Genomic DNA, 18,886 nt, shown 5'->3' with positions numbered 1-18,886 from the left:
CTGAAACGGTGGCCGCGGCGGCGGCTGAAGCCGCGGTCGAAGCGGTGGTCGAGGCGGGCTCAGTCCAGGGCCGCCAGGGCCGCCACGATGCGGTCGAGCGCCGTCAGATCGGCGGCCGACAGGGCGCTCAGCGACTCCGGCGGGGCGCCCATGATGGCGTTGGCGCGATCCGCGGCGGCGTGGCCCTCGGCGGTGGCCGTCACGATCTTGGAGCGCCGGTCCGCGGGGTGTTCGTGCCGCTCGACCAGACCGCGCTTGGCGAGGTCGTCCACCACCAGCGTCGTGTACGGGCGGTCGGAGGAGAGCTCGGCCGCCAACTCGCTGAGCCGGGCGGGAGAAGCGGCGACCCGGCGCAGCACCTTGACCCGGAAGAAGCTCATGCCCAGCGCTTCCGAGGTCTCCTTGCGGCGCTCGTTGCGCTCCAGTACGTAGGTGCGCAGATTGCGCCAGATCCGCTCCGCGGTGGCATCGGCCGTGTCCGCCGGGCCGACCGTGTCCGTACGGCCGGTTTCCCCGCCGGAGGCAGCGTCAACGGAGGCAGCGTCAACGGTGACAGCGTCGGCGGAGGCCGTACGACCGGCGGAGACCGTAGGACCGGAGACCGTACCGACGGAACTCGTGGCTTCTGGCGTCGTCGTCATGAGGTGCTCACCGGGATTCGGGGGGTGTCGTCTTCTTCGGGCACGAGCAGATCGGCCGCGCGTTCGGCCGTACCGCGGGCCCAGCGTCCGGTGGTGAGCGTACCGATGAGCAGGACGGAGGCGCCGCAGCCCGAGATGATCCACCAGGCGGTGGTCTGCATTCCGGCGGCCAGCGCGGCGCCGATCACGGCGACGCCCAGCGACTGGCCGATCTGGCGGCTGGTGGACGCCACGGCCGCCGCGACCCCGGCCTGGGCGCGGGGCATGCCGGACACCGCGGTGTTGGTGATCGGGGCGTTGACCAGGCCGAAGCCGATGCCGAACAGGACGTAGGAGGTGAACAGCAGGGCGTTGGACGACTCGGCGTCCAGCACCGCGAAGATCACGCCGCTGGCCGTCATGGTGAGACCGGCGAGCACCAGCGGCAGGCGCGGGCCGCGCGAGGCGACCAGCCGCCCGGACAGCGGCGCGAAGACCAGGCACATCACGGCCATCGGCAGCATGTAGAGCCCGGCGTCGAGGGCGGACAGGCCCCGGTCGTCCTGGAGGTAGAGGGTGTTGAGGAAGAGGAAGCCGCCGAGCGCGGCGAAGCCGCTGACCGCGATGAGGGTCGCGCCGCTGAAGGGCGCGCTGCGGAAGAAGCGCACGTCGATCAGCGGGTCGGTGCGCCGCTTCTCGTACCGCGTCAGGCCGAGCAGCGCGAGCACCGTGACGACGAAGCAGCCGACGATCAGCGGGGAGGTCCAGCCCGCGCCCGAGCCCTCGATGATGCCGTAAGTGAGCGAGCCCAGCAGCGCGATGACCAGCACCTGGCCAACCGGGTCGACGCGGCGCGGCCGGGGCGCGCGGGACTCGGGGATGTAGCGCGAGGTGAGGATCAGGGCGAGCACGCCCACCGGCAGGTTGATCCAGAAGATCGACCGCCAGCCGACGGTCTCCACCAGCGCGCCGCCGACGATCGGTCCGGCCGCCATGCTGATCCCGACGACACCGCCCCACACGCCGATGGCGCGGGCCCGTTCGCGGGCGTCGGTGAAGGTGTTGGTGATGATCGACATCGCCACCGGGTTGAGCATGGAGCCGCCGACCGCCTGGATCATCCGGAAGGCGATCAGCCAGCCGAGACCGGGCGCGAGGCTGCACAGCAGCGAACCGAGCGTGAAGAAGACCAGCCCGATCCGGAAGATCTTCTTCCGGCCGAGCCGGTCGGCCGTGGAGCCGGAGAGCAGCAGCAGTGAGGCGATCACCACCAGATACGCGTCGATCGTCCACTGGAGGCCGGAGACGGAGGCGTGGAAGTCCCGCCTCATCGACGGCAGCGCCACGTTCAGGATCGTGTTGTCCAGGCTGACGATCAGCAGGCTCATGCAGCAGATCCCCAGGATGAGCATCCGACGCCGGTGCGTCAGCTCAGGCATGCGTCCGGGCTCCTCTTGTCGGTTCTTGGCGCTCGTCGCCGGTACGGGGCGGCGTCATAGGTGCTGACACCAACGATTGTACGACCAGAATCATTTTGATCGTACAACCAATCTCGGCCGAGGGCCGTGCGCGAGTACGCGACAATGGACGGCATGACCGCTGACGCCGCCACGCTCACCCGCCCGGAAACCCTCCGGATCGGCCCGCACGCCGTGTGGCCGCCGGTCGTGCTCGCCCCGATGGCGGGCATCACCAACGCGCCCTTCCGCACGCTCTGCCGCGAGTTCAGCGGCGGCAAGGGGCTGTTCGTCAGCGAGATGATCACGACGCGCGCGCTGGTCGAGCGCAATGAGAAGACCATGCACCTCATCCACTTCGACGCCTCGGAGACACCGCGCTCCATCCAGCTCTACGGTGTCGACCCGGCGACCGTCGGCAAGGCCGTGCGGATGATCGTGGACGAGGATCTGGCCGACCACATCGACCTCAACTTCGGCTGCCCGGTGCCGAAGGTGACCCGCAAGGGCGGCGGGTCCGCGCTGCCCTTCAAGCGCAATCTGCTGCGGGCGATCCTGCGCGAGGCGGTCGGCAACGCGGGCGACCTGCCGGTCACCATCAAGATGCGCAAGGGCATCGACGACGACCACCTCACGTATCTCGACGCGGGCCGGATCGCGGTCGAGGAGGGCGTGACGGCGGTCGCGCTGCACGGCCGCACCGCCGCCCAGCACTACGGCGGCACCGCCGACTGGGACGCCATCGCGCGGCTCAAGGAGCACGTGCCCGAGATCCCGGTGCTCGGCAACGGCGACATCTGGTGCGCGGACGACGCGGTACGGATGATGCGGGAGACCGGCTGCGACGGTGTCGTGGTCGGCCGGGGGTGCCTCGGGCGGCCCTGGCTCTTCGGCGACCTGGTCGCCGCCTTCGAGGGCGGCGCCGCGCCCGCCACCCCCGACTTCGGGCAGGTCGCGCGGGTGATGCGGCGGCACGCGGAGCTGCTGGGGGAGTGGATCGGGGACGAGGCACGCGGTGTCGTCGACTTCCGCAAGCACGTGCCCTGGTACACCAAGGGCTTCTCAGTCGGCTCGGACGCGCGCCGGGCGCTGGCCACGGCCTCGTCGCTGGCCGAGATGGACGAGCACCTCGGCGGCCTCGACCTCACCCAGCCCTGGCCCGCGCACGCCGACGGCCCGCGCGGCCGTACCGCCCCCGGCAAGCGGGTCGTTCTCCCGGACGGCTGGCTCAACGACCCGTACGACTGCGCCGTGCTCACGGAGGACGCCGAATCCGACACTTCGGGCGGCTAACGTCCGGGAACGCCGGCCGCCCACGGCCGGAGCGGGCCCTGGCCGCCGTCCAGCATGTGAGACGCGAGGCGTGATTCGCGCCACGATTGATAGGGCTTGCGCTCAAACGAGCGCGAAGAGGGGTGTCGCACCTTCCGAAGGCATGGCACGCGGTGCCACCCCCGCTGTGTCCACGCGCCAAGGCGCCACGTGACGCTCCGTAGACCGAGTCGCCGAAGCGGCCACCGGAGTGAAACCGTCCGTTCGACTCGTGAACGGAGCGCGAACACCGGCCGGCGAGCCCCCCGCCCGGGAGACACCGGCAGACGGGCGGTTACCGCCGTGTGTCGAGGTCATGGACGCACTGCGGCGCCTTCGACCTGGGTACGCTCCCCGCCGTCAGGGCATCCCGGTCGCGAGGAGTCGAGTCCCGTGTCGGCACGACAGAAGAAGCAGAAGTTCGTCTACGACTTCACTGAGGGCAACAAAGACCTCAAGGACCTGCTCGGCGGCAAGGGAGCGAACCTCGCCGAGATGACCAACCTCGGCCTGCCCGTCCCTCCGGGTTTCACCATCACCACCGAGGCGTGCAGGGTCTATCTGGAAACCGGCGCGGAACCCTCCGCGCTGCGCGACGAGGTGAGTGCGCACCTCGACGCGCTGGAACAGCGGATGGGCAAGAAGCTCGGCCAGCCGGACGACCCGCTGCTGGTCTCGGTCCGCTCGGGCGCGAAGTTCTCCATGCCCGGCATGATGGACACCGTCCTCAACATCGGCCTGTCCGACGCGTCGGTCGCCGGGCTCGCCCAGCAGGCGGGCAACGAGCGCTTCGCGTGGGACTCCTACCGGCGTCTTGTGCAGATGTTCGGCAAGACCGTGCTCGGCGTGGACGGCGACCTCTTCGAGGACGCGCTGGACGAGGCCAAGCGGCACAAGGGCGCGGACAGCGACCTCGGTCTGGACGCGGCCGATCTGCGACAGCTCGTGGACGACTTCAAGGCGATCGTCGCCAAGGAGGCCGGCCGGGACTTCCCGCAGGAGCCGCGCGAGCAGATGGACCTCGCCGTGCGCGCGGTCTTCGACTCCTGGAACACCGAGCGCGCCAAGCTCTACCGCCGCCAGGAACGTATCCCCGGCGACCTGGGCACCGCCGTCACCGTCTGCTCGATGGTCTTCGGCAACCTCGGCCCTGACTCCGGCACCGGCGTCGCCTTCACCCGCGACCCGGCCAGCGGCCACCAGGGCACGTACGGCGACTATTTGCAGAACGCCCAGGGCGAGGACGTCGTCGCCGGTATCCGCAACACCGTGCCGCTCGCCGACCTCGAAGGCATCGACAAGGCGTCGTACGACCAGCTCATCTCGATCATGGAGACGCTGGAGACGCACTACCGCGACCTGTGCGACATCGAGTTCACCATCGAGCGCGGCAAGCTGTGGATGCTCCAGACCCGGGTCGGCAAGCGGACCGCGGCGGCGGCCTTCAGGATCGCCACCCAGCTCGTCGACCAGGGCCTGATCAGCGAGGCGGAGGCGCTGCAACGGGTCAACGGCGCGCAGTTGGCGCAGCTCATGTTCCCGCGCTTCGACGACACGGTTGCCGACAGCGGGAACGTACGCCGGATCGGCTGGGGCATCGCGGCCTCGCCCGGCGCCGCCGTCGGCAAGGCGGTCTTCGACTCGTACACCGCCGTCAAGTGGTCGCGGTCCGGCGAGAAGGTCATCCTGATCCGCCGCGAGACCAACCCCGACGACCTCAACGGCATGATCGCCGCCGAGGGCATCCTCACCAGCCGCGGCGGCAAGACCTCGCACGCCGCCGTCGTCGCCCGCGGGATGGGCAAGACCTGCGTGTGCGGCGCCGAGGAGCTGGAGGTCGACACCAAGCGGCGACGGCTGACCGCGCCGGGGGGCGTGGTGATAGAGGAGGGCGACCTCATCTCGATCGACGGCTCCTCGGGCAAGGTGTACGTCGGCGAGGTGCCCGTCGTGCCGTCCCCGGTGGTCGAGTACTTCGAGGGCCGCATGCACGCGGGGGCCGACGAGGCCGACGGACTCGTCCAGGCGGTGCACCGGATCATGGCGTACGCCGACCGGGTCCGCCGGCTGCGAGTACGCGCCAACGCCGACAACGCCGAGGACGCCAACCGCGCCCGCCGCTTCGGCGCGCAGGGCATCGGCCTGTGCCGTACCGAGCACATGTTCCTCGGCGAGCGCCGCGAGCTGGTCGAGCGGCTGGTCCTCGCCGACACCGACACCGAGCGGGAAGAGGCGCTCGGCGCGCTGCTGCCGCTGCAAAAGGCCGACTTCATCGAGCTGTTCGAGTCGATGGACGGACTGCCGGTGACCGTACGGCTGCTGGATCCGCCGCTGCACGAATTCCTGCCCGACATCACGGAGTTGTCGGTACGGGTCGCGCTCGCCGAGTCCCGCAGGGACGCCAACGAGAACGACCTGCGGCTGCTCCAGGCCGTTCACAAGCTCCATGAGCAGAACCCGATGCTGGGCCTGCGCGGCGTACGCCTCGGCCTGGTCATCCCCGGCCTGTTCGCCATGCAGGTACGGGCCATCGCGGAGGCGGCGGCGCACCGCAAGTCCGTCAAGGGCGACCCGCGCCCCGAGGTGATGATCCCGCTGGTCGGCACCGTGCAGGAACTGGAGATCGTCCGCGAGGAGGCGGACCGCGTCATCGCCGAGGTCGAGGCGGCCACCGGCGCCTCGCTCGGCATGGCCATCGGCACGATGATCGAGCTGCCGCGCGCCGCGCTGACGGCCGGTCAGATCGCGGAGGCCGCCGAGTTCTTCTCCTTCGGCACCAACGACCTCACCCAGACCGTGTGGGGCTTCTCCCGCGACGACGTCGAGGCGTCCTTCTTCACCGCCTACCTGGAGAAGGGCATCTTCGGCGTCTCCCCGTTCGAGACCATCGACCGCGACGGCGTCGGCGCGCTGGTCCGCTCCGCCTGCGAGGCCGGCCGCGCCACCCGCCCCGGCCTCAAGCTCGGCATCTGCGGCGAGCACGGCGGCGACCCCGAGTCCGTCCACTTCTTCCACGACGTCGGGCTCGACTACGTCTCCTGCTCGCCCTTCCGCATCCCCGTCGCCCGCCTGGAGGCCGGCCGCGCCGCCGCCCGTCCCCCCACGCCGACCACCTGACCGGGCCGGGCCCGGACCGCCGCCGGACGCCCCTTGCCCTGGGGGCACCCTCACCGACCGGCGACCCGTTCCCGACCCCACCCCGCCGGGGGCGACGCTTCGTGCGGAAGCGCCGCCCCCGGCGCTCTCACGTACGCCGGGGCACGGCCCGGCCATGCCGGCGCCACGGCGTCCCACGCCCACGATCCGAGGCGCGCACCCGCGATGAGCACAAAGAAGGTCGCCGGGGCCGCACCGTAGCGGTGCGGCCCAGGCGACCGTTTGAGACGGGGTCAGGAGGACGTGGGGCTGGCCGTGGTGGGAGTCGCGCTGCCGCTGGGCGTCGGGGCGGTCTTCGGGGGCGGGCCGAAGACGACGTTCACGTGCTCGAAGCCGAGCGAGGTCAGCAGGTGCTCCAGCATGAATTTGGTGTTGGTCTCGGCCCGCGCGCCCAACTCGGTCTGCTTAGCGGCGTCCTGGATCTTCTGCGCGGCCAGCTCGTTGAGCTGCTGGGCGTTGCCCGGGTTGTCGCCGAAGAAGTCGCCGATCCGGTCGAAGAAGCCGCGCTGCTGCGAGACGACGTAGGAATGCTTGGTGTCCAGCGAGGTCCGCTCAAGTGCCGCGTGCGGCAGGCGGATCGTCGCGGACTTGCGGTCGGCGGAGACCTTCACCGCGTCGTTGCCGACGGAACCGAGATCGACGTACGCGTCGACGCTGCCCGCGCCGACGTACAGCGTGCGCTTGCCGCGCACCGCGGACGGCAGGAATTTGGCGTCCTTCTCCAGGTCGACGACGACCTCGAAGTTGCCGCTCGCGCCCTCGAAGCGGTTCATGTCCTGGATGGACTTCAACAGGACGGGACCGCTGCGGTCCTTGTCCTTCTCCGCGAACGGATTCGGTATACCGGGCAGCAGATTGGCCTTGCCGAGCAACAGGAACAGCAGCGCGAGTACGACCACTCCGATAGCTGTCCGCGCCCACCAGGGCATACGTCCCGCAGCACCACTGATCGCCATGACCGCGTCACCTCCTGAAGTGCCGGGTACCCGCGCTCGGCGATTCCATGAGCCGAACGTGCGCTCGACATAGGTGAGTTGGTACGGCCGGTCCGGGGGTCGCGCCCGGCGGCTCACAGGGCGTACGTGACCCCTGTCAGCCGCTCCGACGCCTCCCACAGCAGCTCGCCGGTCACGTCGTCACGGGTCCTGGGCAGCCGCCAGGCGCGGGCGGGCGCGCCGCGCAGGCCCGGCGCGCGCGGGCCGGTGAAGGAGTCGGGGGCGACACCGGGCGCCGTCGCCGCGTAGAGCGTGGGCAGCGCCCCGCGCTCGGCCGACTGCGCCAGCAGCCGGTTGCCGAAGACGTAGACGCGCTCCACGCCCCTGCGGCCCTCCATCAGCGCCCCGCGCGTGTGCAGGTCCGTCGCCGCGTAACCGGGGTGCGCCGCCGCGGCCACGATCCCCGAACCGGCCGCCGCGAGCCGCCGCGACAGCTCGTGCACGAAGAGCAGATTCGCGCTCTTCGACTGGCCGTACGCCGTCCAACGGCGGTACCCGCGGGTTGCGTTGAGGTCGCCGAGACGCACCCCGGCCAGCACGTGCGCCACGCTCGACACCACGACGATCCGGGCCCCGCGGTCCGCCTCGCGCAGCCGTGGCAGCAGCAGGCCCGTCAGCGCGAAGTGCCCCAGGTGGTTCACCCCGAACTGCTTCTCGAAGCCGTCGTACGTCAGGCCGTACGGCAGTGCCATCACCCCGGCGTTGTTGACCAGCAGGTCCAGCGACGGCTCCTCGTACGCCTCCGCGAACGCCCGCACGCTTCCCAGGTCGGCCAGGTCCAGCGGCCTGAACACCGCCTGGGCGTTGGGCACTTCGGCCTGGAGGCGCTTCAGCGCCGCCGTCGCGCGCTCCGCGTCCCGGCACGCCAGCGTCACGCGGGCGCCGCGGCGGGCCAGTTCCCTGGCCGTGCAGTAACCGATGCCGGTGTTCGCGCCCGTCACCACGGCCGTCCTTCCGGACTGGTCCGGAACGCTTTCCGCCGTCCAGCTCATGACGTCCCCCTCCCTCACACCTGACTACCCGTCAGGGTAGGGCCCCTGGCAGCGTACGGTGCCCCCGTAGGGTCCCGTCCTGGACGGTTCTTTCGCGGCGGGCGGTGGGCCGATCTTCAGGGGCGCGGCCTCGGGCGGTTCCTCTGCGCTGGGCGGCGCGCCGGTCTTTCCGGGGGCGCGGCCCCGGGACGGTTCCTCTGCTGCGGGCGGTGGGCCGATCTTTAGGGGCGCGGGGAACTGCGCGACCAGCCACCGCGCTCCCGCAGGTCACCACCCGTCCCAGCGGGGCAGTTCGTTGGTCCCGGACCACCGGCCGGTGGGGGTGGCCCGCGCAGTTCCCCGCGCCCTTACGGGGCACGAGCCGTGCGCAAGGTGAGCGCGAAAGGGACCGCCGCCTCACGCGGAGGCGAGGTCCGGGCGCCGGCGGGCGCGGAGGCGCCGGAGCATGCGGGCGTCCTGGAAACCCACGGCGCGGGCCGCGGCTTCGAGCGTGGCCCCCTGCCCGATGAGATGCTCGGCGCGCTCGATGCGCAGCTCCTGTTGGTAGCGGAGCGGCGTGAGCCCGGTGGAGGCGGTGAAGCGCCGCGTGAGGGTGCGCTCGCTGAGCCCGGTGGAGGCGGCGAGGTCGGCGAGGGCGAGGTGGTGGGCGAAGCGGGCGTCGATCAGATCCTGGGCCCGGTGCACGGCGTCGCTGAGGTGCCCGCGGTGCCGGAGCATGGCGCTGGTCTGGAGCTCGTCGCCGTTGCGCCGGGCGTAGACGACCATCTGCCGGGCGACGCGGGCAGCGGCGCCCGGCCCGTGGCGGACGGCGACCATGTGCAGCGCGAGGTCGATGCCGCTGGCGATCCCGGCGGAGCTGACGACGCGGTCGTCCACGACGTAGAGGACGTCGCGTACGACGGTGGCCCGCGGATAGTCGCGGGCGAGTTCGTCCTGCACGTCGTGGTGGGTGGTGCAGCGGCGGCCGTCGAGCAGCCCGGCCCGGCCGAGCGCGTCCGCCCCCGCGCACACGCTGGCGACGGTGCCGCCGCCCGCGTGGTGCGCGCGCAGCCACTCCAGGGTCGCGGGCGTGAGCGCGCCGTTCTCGTGCAGCGTGTGGGCCCGCCAGCCCGGTACGACGATCAGGTCGTCGGCCGTCAGCGCGGGCGGCTCGGTGGCCGCGCGCAGCGCGACCCCTTGGGCGGTGGGGACGTCTTCCCGCTCGGCGACGTAGTCCAGCCGGTACCCGAGGCCGTAGTCGGCGGCCGTCGAGAACACCTGGGCGGGGCCCGCGAGGTCGAGCAGATGCAGGTGGGGCACGAGCAGGAAGACGACCCGGGTCACGATCCGGTCAGCTCCTTGACGGTCGAGACGGTGGCGAAGCGGCCCGCGAGAGCGTACTCGGTGCGCGCGATGATGTCCGCCGGGAGCAGCGTGCGCGGGTCGGCCAGCACCTCGGCGAGCGGGCGGCCCGCCGGCGCGTCGCGGTGCTCGATCGGCTCGGTGGCGGTCGCGTCCACCACGAAGGTGACGTCGTAGCCGAGGTCGGAGGCCAGCCGCGTCGTGGTCTCCACGCACTGCTCGGTGCGGATGCCGCAGGTGATCAGCGAGCGGATGCCGCGCGCGGTGAGGATCTGCTGGAGATTCGTGGTCGTGAAGGCGTTGTGCGCGGTCTTGGTGAGCAGCGGCTCGCCCTCGGCGCGGGTCAGCCCGTCGATCAGCCGTACGTGGCCGCTCTCCGGGTCGAAGACCGTGTTCGAGCCCGGCTCGGAGTGCAGCACCCAGATCACCGGGTGCCCCTGCTCGCGGGCGTGGTCGACCAGCCGTGCCACCCGCGTGGCCACCTCGGGGTCGGACGCGGCCTGCCAGCTCTCCCGCTGCCGGAAGGACTCCTGGACGTCGATGACGATGAGCGCGGTCGCGCTCGCGGGGTTCGTGTTGTCAGCCATGACTCGATCGTGCCTCCGGCGCGGGCCCGCGGGTAGACCCGATCATGCCCCGCTGCGGAACGATCCGGTCACGCGGCGGGGCACCGGGGTACGCCCCCGCGTCGGACTCGCCCGCGGGCCGCCCGACGCCGCCCCGCCCCTCGACATCGCCGCGTTCGGCGAGCGGGCGGTGTCTCGACGACGACGCGGTGGCGGTGCCGGTGCATCCGGTCGTCGAGGAGTAGCCGCCCGCTCGCCCGGCTCTCAACTCACCGTGCAGGCGGCGCCGTTGAGAGTGAAGCCGGTCGGCTTCGGGTTACTGCCCGACCAGTTGGCGTTGAAGCCGAAGTCCACCGTGCCGCCCGCCGCGATCGTCCCGTTGTAGGACAGATTCGTGGCCGTCGCCGCGGTGCCGCTCTGGGTGACCGTCGCGTTCCACGCCTGCGTGACCGTCTGGCCCGGCGCGAAAGTCCACTTCAGCGTCCAGCCGTTGACCGGCGCGGAGCCGTTGTTCTTCACCGTCAGATTCGCGGTGAAGCCGGTGTTCCACTGGTTGACCCCGTATGTCACCGCGCAGCCGCCACCGCCGGGCGGTGTGGTGGGCGGAGTGGTCGGGGGCGTGGTGGGCGGTGTGGTCGGCGGTGTGGTGGTCGTGCTGCCGCCGAGCGCCGTACGCACCGCGGTGTAGGCGGGCTTGGGCTGGTAGTTGTCGTCGTACAGCAGAGCCGCGCCCTGGCCGGGGAAGACACCCGGGATCCACGAGGTCGCGTCGGAGACGCCCCACACCGTGATGCCCACACAACGCGACACGCCCAGGCAGGCGTTGACCACCGAGGTGTAGTCATTGGCCTGCTGCTGGAGCCTGGCGGCGTCCGACGGGGTCTGCATCCGGATGTCCAGCTCGGTGATGGCCACGTCCACGCCGAGGTCGGCGAAGCGCTGGAGGTTGGCCTTGAAGGTCGACGGCACCTGGCCGAGGATCAGGTGCGCCTGGAAGCCGACGCCGTCGATCGGAACGCCCTGCTGCTTCAGCGACTTGACCAGGTTGTACATGCCGTCGCTCTTGGGGCCCGTGCCCTCGACGTTGTAGTCGTTGAGGTAGAGCTTGGCGCCCGGGTCGGCGGCGCGGGCGGCCGTGAACGCGTCCGCGATGTACGACGAGCCGAGCTGGTTGTACCAGAGGTCCTGGCGGAAGGTGCCGTCCTCGTTGAACGGCTCGTTGACCACGTCCCAGTGGACGACCTTGCCCTTGTAGTGCGTGGCCTCGTCGGTGACGTGCTTGATCAGGATGTTGTGCAGCTCGGTGTTGCTGAAGCTGCCGGAGGTCAGCCAGTTGGGGAGCTGGCTGTGCCACACCAGATTGTGGCCGCGGACCTGCATGTTGTGCGCCTGCGCGAAGTTGACGATCGAGTCGCCCGGCGCCCAGTTGTACGTGCCGCGGCTCGGCTCGACGGTGTCCCACTTCATCTCGTTGCCGGGAGTGACCATGCCGAACTGGGCGCCCGCGATGGGCCCGCTGGCACCCGTGGCCTCGCTCGCGGTCAGGGCGGTGCCCATGTAGATGCCCTTGGCCGCGGCCAGGTCGCGCAGCGGCGGGTCCGCGGCGTGCGCCGACGGCACGGTGACGGCGATCAGCGCCGCCGTCGCCGCCAGCAGCGCCGCGCCGGATCCGCCGATGGCGGATCTGAGGGCTCGCTTGGAGAACATGTGTGAATACCTCTTCCAAGTGGGGGATTGGAGCAGGCAGTTCGGTACGCGTGGTTGCGAGCGATGCGCGTGGGACGAGGGAGGAACGCATCGAATGTTTCGATACGAATTCCGACTGCGGCGCAGACCCTACGGGCACCCCACCCGGCCGTCAACACCCCCGGCAATCACCGCACTTCGGACGGGGCGGTACGCGTACGCCTCGGCGTGCGGGCGTGCGGGCGTGCGGGCGGGCGCGCGGGCTCGCGGGTGGGTGAGCGTGCGGGCGCGCGAGGACGCCTAGGCGGGGGACTGCGTGCTGCTGCGCTCCACCAGCCGGGTCGCCAGATCCACCCGTAGGGTGCTCGGCTGCTTGCCGCGGCTCAGGTCGAGCACCAGCCGGGCGGCGGCCTCCGCCATCTCGGTCAGCGGCTGCCTGACCGTGGTCAGCGGCGGGCTGATCCAGCGCGACAGCGGCAGGTCATCGAAGCCGATCACGCTCACGTCGCCCGGAATGCTCAGCCCCAGCTCGCGCGCCGCCTCGTACAGTCCGAGCGCCTGGAGGTCGTTGCCGGTGAAGACGGCCGTGGGCCGCTCCGGCAGCCGCAGCAGTTCGAGTCCCGCGGTGTAACCGGCCTCGTGGTGGAAGTCGCCCGCCCTGACCAGCGCCGGGTCGAAGGCGACCCCCGCGGTCTCCAGCGCGGCGCGGTACCCGTCGATCCTGGCCCGGCTGCACATCATCCCCGCCGGGCCGCCGATCACACCGATCCGCCGGTGCCCCAGCTCCAGCAGGTGCCGGGTGGCGGCCACCCCGCCCTGCCAGTTGGTCGCCCCGATCGCGGGCACGTCCTCGCCGGGGTCGCCCGCCGGGTCCATCACCACGAACGGGATGTCCCGGCTGGTGAGCTGCGCCCGCTGGGCCGGGTCGAGCCCGGACAGTACGAGGATGACGCCGGTCGGACGCCGGGCCAGCACCCCGTCCACCCACGTCTGACCGGGGCTCAGGCGGCCCGCCGACTCCGAGAGCACCACGCTCAGGCCCTCGACCCGCGCCACGTTCTCCACACCCCGGATGACCTCCATCGCCCACGCGCTCTCCAGCTCGTGGAAGACCAGGTCGAGCAGCGGCGCGGGCTGCGCGTTGCCGCGCCGCCGCTGGTAGCCGTGGAGGCGCAGCAGCTCCTCCACCCTGCTCCGCGTGGCGGGCGCGACATCGCCGCGGCCGTTGAGCACCTTCGAAACAGTCGGAGCCGAGACGCCCGCGGCCCGGGCGATCTCGGCGAGGGTGGCCGCGCCGGCGCTGCCGCCCGCGTTTCCGCCCGCGCTCGCGCGGCCCGCCGCTCCCGCCGCGCCGTTCGACGGCGTATCGGGCTGGTCGGCTGTCCTGGACGGTACGTCTGCGGCGCTCATGCCTGCGATCGTAGCCCGCCGCCGCCCCATCCGTCCGACCCCGGGGCGCCCCCTGTTTTCCCGGCAACGATCGGTAAGCGACTCGAATCATTCTCCGTGTCGTCCCTCACCGCTTGGCTGTGCCCCTCGGGGCGCGGGGAGCCGCACGGCCAGCCGTGACGCCCACGCGGCCGGAAACGGGGGTGGCATGGCCGATTCCGGGCGGGCGGCAGGGGGAGGGAGGGTGCGACGGTGACGGGATGAGCTTCTTCCAGGACGTGCCAGAACCGCCGACCGCGCCGGAGCCGGAGCCCCGGCCGCGTCCCCCGTGGGAACGGTCCGTCTACGTGCTTCCCGCGTCGGTGCCGGGTGACGTGGTGCTGCTGCGCTCGGACCGGGCGGCGGTCTGGATCGGCGGGCTGCGGGCGTACCCCAACGGCTTCGTGTTCCACCTGCGCGCGGTCCTGCGAAGGACCCCGGCCAACGGCGCCTGGCTGGGCAATCCCCTCGACGGCCGGTCCAACCCGCTGCGTCCGCCCGAGCCGCAGAGCAATCTGCGGCTCGGCCTGCGGTACGCGGACGGCCGACGCGTCGCGACGCAGGGCGGGATGCCGGTGCCCTGGCCGGGCGACGACGACACGGAGGCGATCCGCCTGATCAGCCAGGGCGGCGGCGGCAGCGGTCTGACATGGGAGGCGAGCTTCTGGACGTATCCGCTGCCGCCGGACGGCCCGGTGACCGTCTTCACCTCGTGGCTCGACGCCGGGGTGCGTGAAGCGTCGGTGGAACTGGACGGCGCGGCGATCCGGGCGGCGGGCGGCCGGGCGGTCCGCCTGTGGCCGCAGGACGAGGACCCCGAGGACGAGGACGGCTACAGCTACGTGACGAGGACGCTGACGGTCGGCGACGCCGAAGCGGACGGGGACGGGGACGGGGACGACGACCCCGAGGCCGCACCCGGCACCGCACCGGGCGCGTAACCGGACGCTCATGGGGCCGAGACCGTCACCGACGGCTCGTGCCGCACCGGGAAGTTCACCGAGTTGGCGATGAAGCACAGCCGTTGGGCCTCCTCGTGGAGGGCCTGGGCGGCGGCGGCCATCGCGGGGGAGGCGACCTCGACGGCGGGCCGGAGCACGGCTTCGGTGAAGTGGCCGCCGCCGTCGCCGGTCTCCCGCATCGTGCCGGTCGCGTGGTCGGTGTAGCCGGTGACGACCACGCCGTTGACGGCGCAGACGTGGAGGTACGACAGCAGGTGGCACTGGGAGAGCGCGGCGAGGAGCAGCTGCTCGGGGTTCCAGCGGCCGGCGTCACCGCGGAAGGCGCGGTCGGCGGAGCCGGAGATGGCGGGGAGTCCGGCCGCGGTGACCTCGTGCGTACGGTCGTAGTCGCGGTAGGAGCTGGTGCCCGTGCCGCGGTTGCCGGTCCAGACGACCTCGGTCTCGTAGGAGTGCTGACGGGCTGACGGCATGGCTCGATGTCCCTTCGGGTCGCTCAGTCGGTGGATCGGGCGCCGCAGGTGTCCAGAACGTGGCGGCGGGCCGCCTCGGCCGCCTCGCGCGCCCGGCCCCCGGTGATCGCGGCCAGCAGCTCCCGGTGCTGGGCGTTGACCTGGGCGGGCCGGTGGGGCGGGTCGAGGGAGGCACGGGTGGAGACGAGGATCTGGTCCCACAGCCGGTCGAGCGAGGCGAGCGCCACGGGGTTCGCGGCGAGTACGGCGATCCGGCCGTGGAAGCGGCGGTTGTGGGCGACGGCCTCGGCGAGGCGCCCGGCCAGCGTGGCCTCTTCCGTACGGTCCGCCTCGCGGACCAGCTCGGCCAGGTCGGCGGGGGCGATCCGGCCCTCGGCCTGGCGCCCGGCGGCCAGCTCGGCGGTGAGCGCCTCCAGGGCGGCCCGCACCTGGTAGGCGTGGCGCAGCGCCTCCGCGTCCAGCGCGACCACCCGCACACCGCGCCCCGCCGAGTGGACCAGCCCGTCGGCGACCAGCGCGCGGAACGCCTCGCGCACCGGCGTCCTGCTCATCTCCAGCGACAGCGCGACCTCGGTCTCGGTGAGCCGCTGGCCCGGCGCGTAGGCGCCGTCCAGGATCAGGTCACGCAGCCGCGCGCGGGCGGCATCGGTCTGCTGCACACGGCCGAGGCTAGCTTCCGTATGCATTGCATGCAATGCATACGGAGGGCCGGGGCGTACTTCTCCGCCCGGACCCGCAGCGGCCCCGCCGCGACCCGATCCAGCGCCTCTTCCCAGCTCGCGGGCGCCGACTCGCCGTCCGCGCCCCGTACCAGCGGCCCGGTCAGCCGCACCGCCGTGGACAGCACCTCGGTCGAGGCGCGGCCCTTGCCGCACCACGCCCCCCGGTTCACCGGGAACGCCGTCCGCTCCACCACCTCCGGCCCGTCCGCCTCAGCGCACGGCCCCGCCCGCGGTGAGGGCGCGTGCGACCCCCGGCTCGCGCGGCCCCAGGAAGTGCGGATTCGGGCGAATCACCACGTCCGCCGCCGCCTTGCCCGCGGCCAGCAACTCCCGTACGCCGCCCGCGTACCAGGTGGCGTCGTGCGGCTCGTCGACGGCGATCCCGTAGGCGTCGATCCCGGCGGCCTCGCAGAGCGCCAGGGCCCTGCGTATGTGGAAGTCCTGGCTGACCAGGACGGCCCGGTCGACCCCGAAGACGCGCTTGGCGCGGCTGCACGAGTCCCAGGTGTCGAAGCCCGCGTAGTCCAGGACGACCTTGTCGGCGGGCACGCCGTGCGCGGCCAGGTAGGTGCGCATGGCACCCGGCTCGTTGTACGACGTACGGCTGTTGTCGCCGGTGACCAGCACCACGCGTATCCGGCCCGTCCGGTACAGCGTCGCCGCCGCGTCCAGCCGGTGCGCCAGATACGGCGACGGCTTACCGTCCCAGAGCCCGGCGCCGAAGACCACGGCCACCGGCTCCTTCGGCACGTCGGCAAGCGTGCGGACGCGCCCGCCGTCGGCCAGCCGCAGCCACGTCGCGGGCAGCAGCGCCAGCACGCACACGGCCACGCTCCACCGCAGCAGCCGCCGCCACCCCCGCCGTGTGCGCGGCAACCGCGCCCATGACGGCTTCCACCCCCGGACCCGCGCCCCCCACGTCCGCGCCCACGTCATACCGCCACCCCCTGACCCGTCATCGCACCCGCCCCTCGCCGACCCGTGCCCCCTCCGTGACCGACGCCGGACACCCCCGCCCGGTTGCGTTATGGATCACAGTAGGACCCACCACTGACAACGCCCCCGGAGCGCCCGCGTGACCGACCCCCGCCTCCCCTTCTTCCTCTACGGCACGCTGCTGCCCGGCGGGCGCAACCACGGTGTGCTGCGCGGCCGAGCCCTGACCTGGACACCGGCCGAACTGCCCGGCGCGCTGCTCTTCCACGGCCCCGGCTACCCGTACGCCGTCCCCGACCCGGCGGGCGAGGGCGTCGTCCACGGGGCGCTGACGGCGGTCGGCCCCGAGGGGTACGCGGACGTCCTCGCCGACCTCGACCGGCTGGAGGAGTACGCGCCGGGCGCCCCCGCCAACCTCTACGAGCGCCGCCGTACGTACGTGCGCACGGCGGGCGGACCGACCCCCGCCTGGGTGTACTTCGCGGCCGACCGCACCGCCCGTGAGCTGCTGCTCTCCGGCGAGCGGGTCTCCGGCGGAAGGTGGCCTCACAGCGGACCCGCGGCCGGGTGAGAGCACCGAAACCGGCTCTCGCGCCCGCGCGAACGACGAGGCAATCCGGCGCGCGCCTCGTACTTCACCGCACCCGGCCGCTTCGCCGCGCAGACCTCGGCCGCCGCGCCCTGGATCGCCGCGGCCCCGCTCGGCGCGCACGACGTGATGGCCGAGCTCGTACTGCGCCGGTACGACGAAGCCCTCCGGTACGACGAAACGCTCCTGGGCGCCGACGCCCGCCGTCGGGGCAGGTCAGCGCGGGCCCCGGCGGCCCGGCCGCCGGTCGCGCGCCCGGTCCGCCACCCGCGCGTACGCCGCCGGTCACCGGGGCCGGTTACCGTCACGGGTATGGAAGAGAAGGACCGGTCACAGCGGGCGGCATCCGCGCACCTGGGCCCGTACGAGCGGTACGGGCCCTACGGCGAGGCCGATATGGAGCGGTATGTCACGGAACCGGACAAGAGGCCGGGCCGTACGGCGTTCCAGCGCGACCGGGCGCGGGTGCTGCACTCGGCGGCGCTGCGCAGGCTGGCCGGGAAGACACAGGTCGTGGACCCGGGCGTCAACAGCGCGGCGGCGATCGACACCAGCCCGCGCACCCGGCTGACGCACTCGCTGGAGTGCGCGCAGGTCGGCAGGGAACTGGGCGCGGCGCTCGGCTGCGACCCCGACCTGGTGGAGACGGCGTGCCTGGCGCACGACCTCGGGCACCCGCCGTTCGGGCACAACGGCGAGCTGGTCCTGGCCGAATTCGCCGAGGACTGCGGCGGGTTCGAGGGCAACGCGCAGAGCCTGCGGCTGCTGACCCGGATCGAGCCGAAGAAATTCGTGCCGGACCCGGCGGGCGGCGACGCGCTGGTCAGCGTCGGCCTCAATCTCACCCGCGCCGCGCTGGACGCGGCGACCAAGTACCCGTGGGCGCGCGGCGGCCACCCCACCACGCCCGGCAGCCCCAAATTCGGCGCGTACGAGGACGACCTGCCGGTCTTCGGCTGGCTCCGGAAGGACGCGCCCGACGGCCGCCAGTGCTTCGAGGCGCAGGTCATGGACTGGGCCGACGACGTCGCGTATTCGGTGCACGACGTGGAGGACGGCCTCCAGGCCGGGCACATCGACCCCGGCGCGCTGACCTCCGCCCCCGAGCGCGCCGAGGTGTTCGGCTGCGCCGCCGCCCGCTATGTGCCGCCCGGCACCGACCCGGCCGAGCTGGCCGCGGCCCTCGACCGGCTGCTCGACCAGCCCTGGTGGCCGCACGGCTACGACGGCACCGCCCTCGCCCAGGCGCGGCTCAAGGACGCCGCCTCCCAGCTCATCGGCCGCTTCTGCCTGGCGGCCGAGAGCGCCACCCGCGAGCGCTACGGCACCGGCCGCCTCACCCGCTACCGCGCGGAGCTCGTCGTGCCGCGCGAGCAGCGGCTCGAATGCGCCGTTCTCAAGGCGGTCGCCGACCGGTACGTCATGCAGCGCGCCGCGCAGGCCAAGCGCCGGGCCGAGCAGCGCGTGGTGATCGGCGAGCTGGCGCAGCGGCTGCTGGAGCGGGCCCCCGAGGGCCTTGACCCGCAGTTCCGCGGGATCTTCGACGCCGCCCCCGACGACCGCGCCCGCCGCCGCGCCGTCGTCGACCAGATCGCCTCCCTCACCGACGCGGCGGCCACCGCCCTGCACGCCCGGCTGCACGCGTAACCGCCGGA

Annotated in this window: 16 protein-coding genes and 1 pseudogene; 5 read left to right on the top strand and 12 right to left on the bottom strand. The window is 72.6% G+C overall.

The window, feature by feature from the left end; all coding sequences use genetic code 11:
• Positions 1-59 precede the first annotated feature (59 nt).
• Both ACFY9V_RS08495 and ACFY9V_RS08490 read right to left on the bottom strand, forming a co-directional pair.
• Positions 60-641, bottom strand: a complete 582-nt coding sequence (locus tag ACFY9V_RS08495) for a MarR family transcriptional regulator (protein WP_391160235.1) — start codon at positions 639-641, stop codon at positions 60-62.
• A complete protein-coding gene (locus ACFY9V_RS08490; RefSeq protein WP_391047423.1) occupies positions 638-2,059 on the bottom strand; it encodes a DHA2 family efflux MFS transporter permease subunit in 1,422 nt (473 codons plus the stop codon). The genes ACFY9V_RS08495 and ACFY9V_RS08490 overlap by 4 nt, the downstream gene beginning before the upstream one ends.
• A 153-nt stretch (positions 2,060-2,212) precedes the next feature.
• Here ACFY9V_RS08490 and dusB point away from each other — a divergent pair, with 153 nt between their 5' ends.
• Together dusB and ppdK are read left to right on the top strand one after the other, a co-directional pair.
• Entirely contained in the window at positions 2,213-3,370 is a 1,158-nt protein-coding gene (dusB, locus tag ACFY9V_RS08485) for a tRNA dihydrouridine synthase DusB (RefSeq protein WP_391047420.1), read from the top strand.
• 411 nt (positions 3,371-3,781) lie between these two features.
• A complete protein-coding gene (gene ppdK / locus ACFY9V_RS08480; protein WP_391160233.1) occupies positions 3,782-6,505 on the top strand; it encodes a pyruvate, phosphate dikinase in 2,724 nt (907 codons plus the stop codon).
• A gap of 272 nt (positions 6,506-6,777) precedes the next feature.
• On the opposite strand, the gene ACFY9V_RS08475 is transcribed toward ppdK, so the two are convergent.
• The 6 genes from ACFY9V_RS08475 to ACFY9V_RS08450 all read right to left on the bottom strand — a co-directional run bounded on the left by ACFY9V_RS08475 (position 6,778) and on the right by ACFY9V_RS08450 (position 13,534).
• Positions 6,778-7,500: a DUF4230 domain-containing protein gene (locus ACFY9V_RS08475; protein WP_355344680.1), complete on the bottom strand. Its 723-nt coding sequence runs from the start codon at positions 7,498-7,500 to the stop codon at positions 6,778-6,780.
• 113 nt (positions 7,501-7,613) lie between these two features.
• The gene (locus ACFY9V_RS08470) at positions 7,614-8,531 is read right to left on the bottom strand and encodes an oxidoreductase (protein WP_391047416.1); all 918 of its coding nucleotides are present in this window, start codon (positions 8,529-8,531) and stop codon (positions 7,614-7,616) included.
• 396 nt (positions 8,532-8,927) lie between these two features.
• Positions 8,928-9,854 (bottom strand): DJ-1/PfpI family protein, encoded by a 927-nt coding sequence (locus ACFY9V_RS08465; protein ID WP_391160231.1) that lies wholly within the window; start codon positions 9,852-9,854, stop codon positions 8,928-8,930.
• Complete coding sequence (locus ACFY9V_RS08460) at positions 9,851-10,459, bottom strand: isochorismatase family protein (protein WP_391160229.1); 609 nt, start codon at positions 10,457-10,459, stop codon at positions 9,851-9,853. The genes ACFY9V_RS08465 and ACFY9V_RS08460 overlap by 4 nt, the downstream gene beginning before the upstream one ends.
• A gap of 243 nt (positions 10,460-10,702) precedes the next feature.
• A complete protein-coding gene (locus ACFY9V_RS08455; RefSeq protein ID WP_391116662.1) occupies positions 10,703-12,145 on the bottom strand; it encodes an endo-1,4-beta-xylanase in 1,443 nt (480 codons plus the stop codon).
• 279 nt (positions 12,146-12,424) lie between these two features.
• On the bottom strand, positions 12,425-13,534 hold the full coding sequence (locus tag ACFY9V_RS08450) for a LacI family DNA-binding transcriptional regulator (protein WP_355344695.1): 1,110 nt from the start codon (positions 13,532-13,534) through the stop codon (positions 12,425-12,427).
• Positions 13,535-13,773: 239 nt separating this feature from the next.
• On the opposite strand from ACFY9V_RS08450, the gene ACFY9V_RS08445 reads away from it, so the two are divergent.
• Complete coding sequence (locus ACFY9V_RS08445; RefSeq protein WP_391160227.1) at positions 13,774-14,493, top strand: hypothetical protein; 720 nt, start codon at positions 13,774-13,776, stop codon at positions 14,491-14,493.
• A gap of 8 nt (positions 14,494-14,501) precedes the next feature.
• On the opposite strand, the gene ACFY9V_RS08440 is transcribed toward ACFY9V_RS08445, so the two are convergent.
• The 4 genes and pseudogenes from ACFY9V_RS08440 to ACFY9V_RS08425 all read right to left on the bottom strand — a co-directional run bounded on the left by ACFY9V_RS08440 (position 14,502) and on the right by ACFY9V_RS08425 (position 16,642).
• Entirely contained in the window at positions 14,502-14,984 is a 483-nt protein-coding gene (locus tag ACFY9V_RS08440; RefSeq protein ID WP_355344704.1) for an OsmC family protein, read from the bottom strand.
• Between the two features lie 23 nt (positions 14,985-15,007).
• Complete coding sequence (locus tag ACFY9V_RS08435; RefSeq protein ID WP_391160224.1) at positions 15,008-15,643, bottom strand: FCD domain-containing protein; 636 nt, start codon at positions 15,641-15,643, stop codon at positions 15,008-15,010.
• A gap of 44 nt (positions 15,644-15,687) precedes the next feature.
• Positions 15,688-15,987, bottom strand: a pseudogene (locus ACFY9V_RS08430) (hypothetical protein); the annotation flags it as partial.
• Positions 15,917-16,642, bottom strand: a complete 726-nt coding sequence (locus tag ACFY9V_RS08425) for an ElyC/SanA/YdcF family protein (RefSeq protein ID WP_355344852.1) — start codon at positions 16,640-16,642, stop codon at positions 15,917-15,919. The pseudogene ACFY9V_RS08430 and the gene ACFY9V_RS08425, both read right to left, overlap by 71 nt.
• Before the next feature lie 139 nt (positions 16,643-16,781).
• Between ACFY9V_RS08425 and ACFY9V_RS08420 the strand changes: the two genes are divergently transcribed.
• On the top strand, positions 16,782-17,213 hold the full coding sequence (locus tag ACFY9V_RS08420; RefSeq protein ID WP_355344710.1) for a gamma-glutamylcyclotransferase family protein: 432 nt from the start codon (positions 16,782-16,784) through the stop codon (positions 17,211-17,213).
• A 330-nt stretch (positions 17,214-17,543) separates the two neighbouring features.
• Positions 17,544-18,878, top strand: a complete 1,335-nt coding sequence (locus ACFY9V_RS08415) for a deoxyguanosinetriphosphate triphosphohydrolase (RefSeq protein ID WP_391160221.1) — start codon at positions 17,544-17,546, stop codon at positions 18,876-18,878.
• Positions 18,879-18,886 lie beyond the last annotated feature (8 nt).

Origin of the sequence: Streptomyces sp. NPDC008317, from assembly GCF_042955955.1 — a bacterium.
Classification (GTDB): Bacteria; Actinomycetota; Actinomycetes; order Streptomycetales; family Streptomycetaceae; genus Actinacidiphila.
This window is presented reverse-complemented; position numbering and strand designations above follow the sequence as displayed.

Bases quoted from the DNA above. Each gene is read 5' to 3' on its own strand.
- ACFY9V_RS08495 (WP_391160235.1), bottom strand. From the start codon at position 641: ATGACGACGACGCCAGAAGCCACGAGTTCCGTCGGTACGGTCTCCGGT.
- ACFY9V_RS08425 (WP_355344852.1), bottom strand. From the start codon at position 16,642: ATGACGTGGGCGCGGACGTGGGGGGCGCGGGTCCGGGGGTGGAAGCCG.
- ACFY9V_RS08440 (WP_355344704.1), bottom strand. From the start codon at position 14,984: ATGCCGTCAGCCCGTCAGCACTCCTACGAGACCGAGGTCGTCTGGACC.
- ACFY9V_RS08460 (WP_391160229.1), bottom strand. From the start codon at position 10,459: ATGGCTGACAACACGAACCCCGCGAGCGCGACCGCGCTCATCGTCATC.
- ACFY9V_RS08490 (WP_391047423.1), bottom strand. From the start codon at position 2,059: ATGCCTGAGCTGACGCACCGGCGTCGGATGCTCATCCTGGGGATCTGC.
- ACFY9V_RS08415 (WP_391160221.1), top strand. From the start codon at position 17,544: ATGGAAGAGAAGGACCGGTCACAGCGGGCGGCATCCGCGCACCTGGGC.
- ACFY9V_RS08475 (WP_355344680.1), bottom strand. From the start codon at position 7,500: ATGGCGATCAGTGGTGCTGCGGGACGTATGCCCTGGTGGGCGCGGACA.
- ACFY9V_RS08455 (WP_391116662.1), bottom strand. From the start codon at position 12,145: ATGTTCTCCAAGCGAGCCCTCAGATCCGCCATCGGCGGATCCGGCGCG.
- ACFY9V_RS08470 (WP_391047416.1), bottom strand. From the start codon at position 8,531: ATGAGCTGGACGGCGGAAAGCGTTCCGGACCAGTCCGGAAGGACGGCC.
- dusB (WP_391047420.1), top strand. From the start codon at position 2,213: ATGACCGCTGACGCCGCCACGCTCACCCGCCCGGAAACCCTCCGGATC.
- ACFY9V_RS08445 (WP_391160227.1), top strand. From the start codon at position 13,774: ATGAGCTTCTTCCAGGACGTGCCAGAACCGCCGACCGCGCCGGAGCCG.
- ACFY9V_RS08450 (WP_355344695.1), bottom strand. From the start codon at position 13,534: ATGAGCGCCGCAGACGTACCGTCCAGGACAGCCGACCAGCCCGATACG.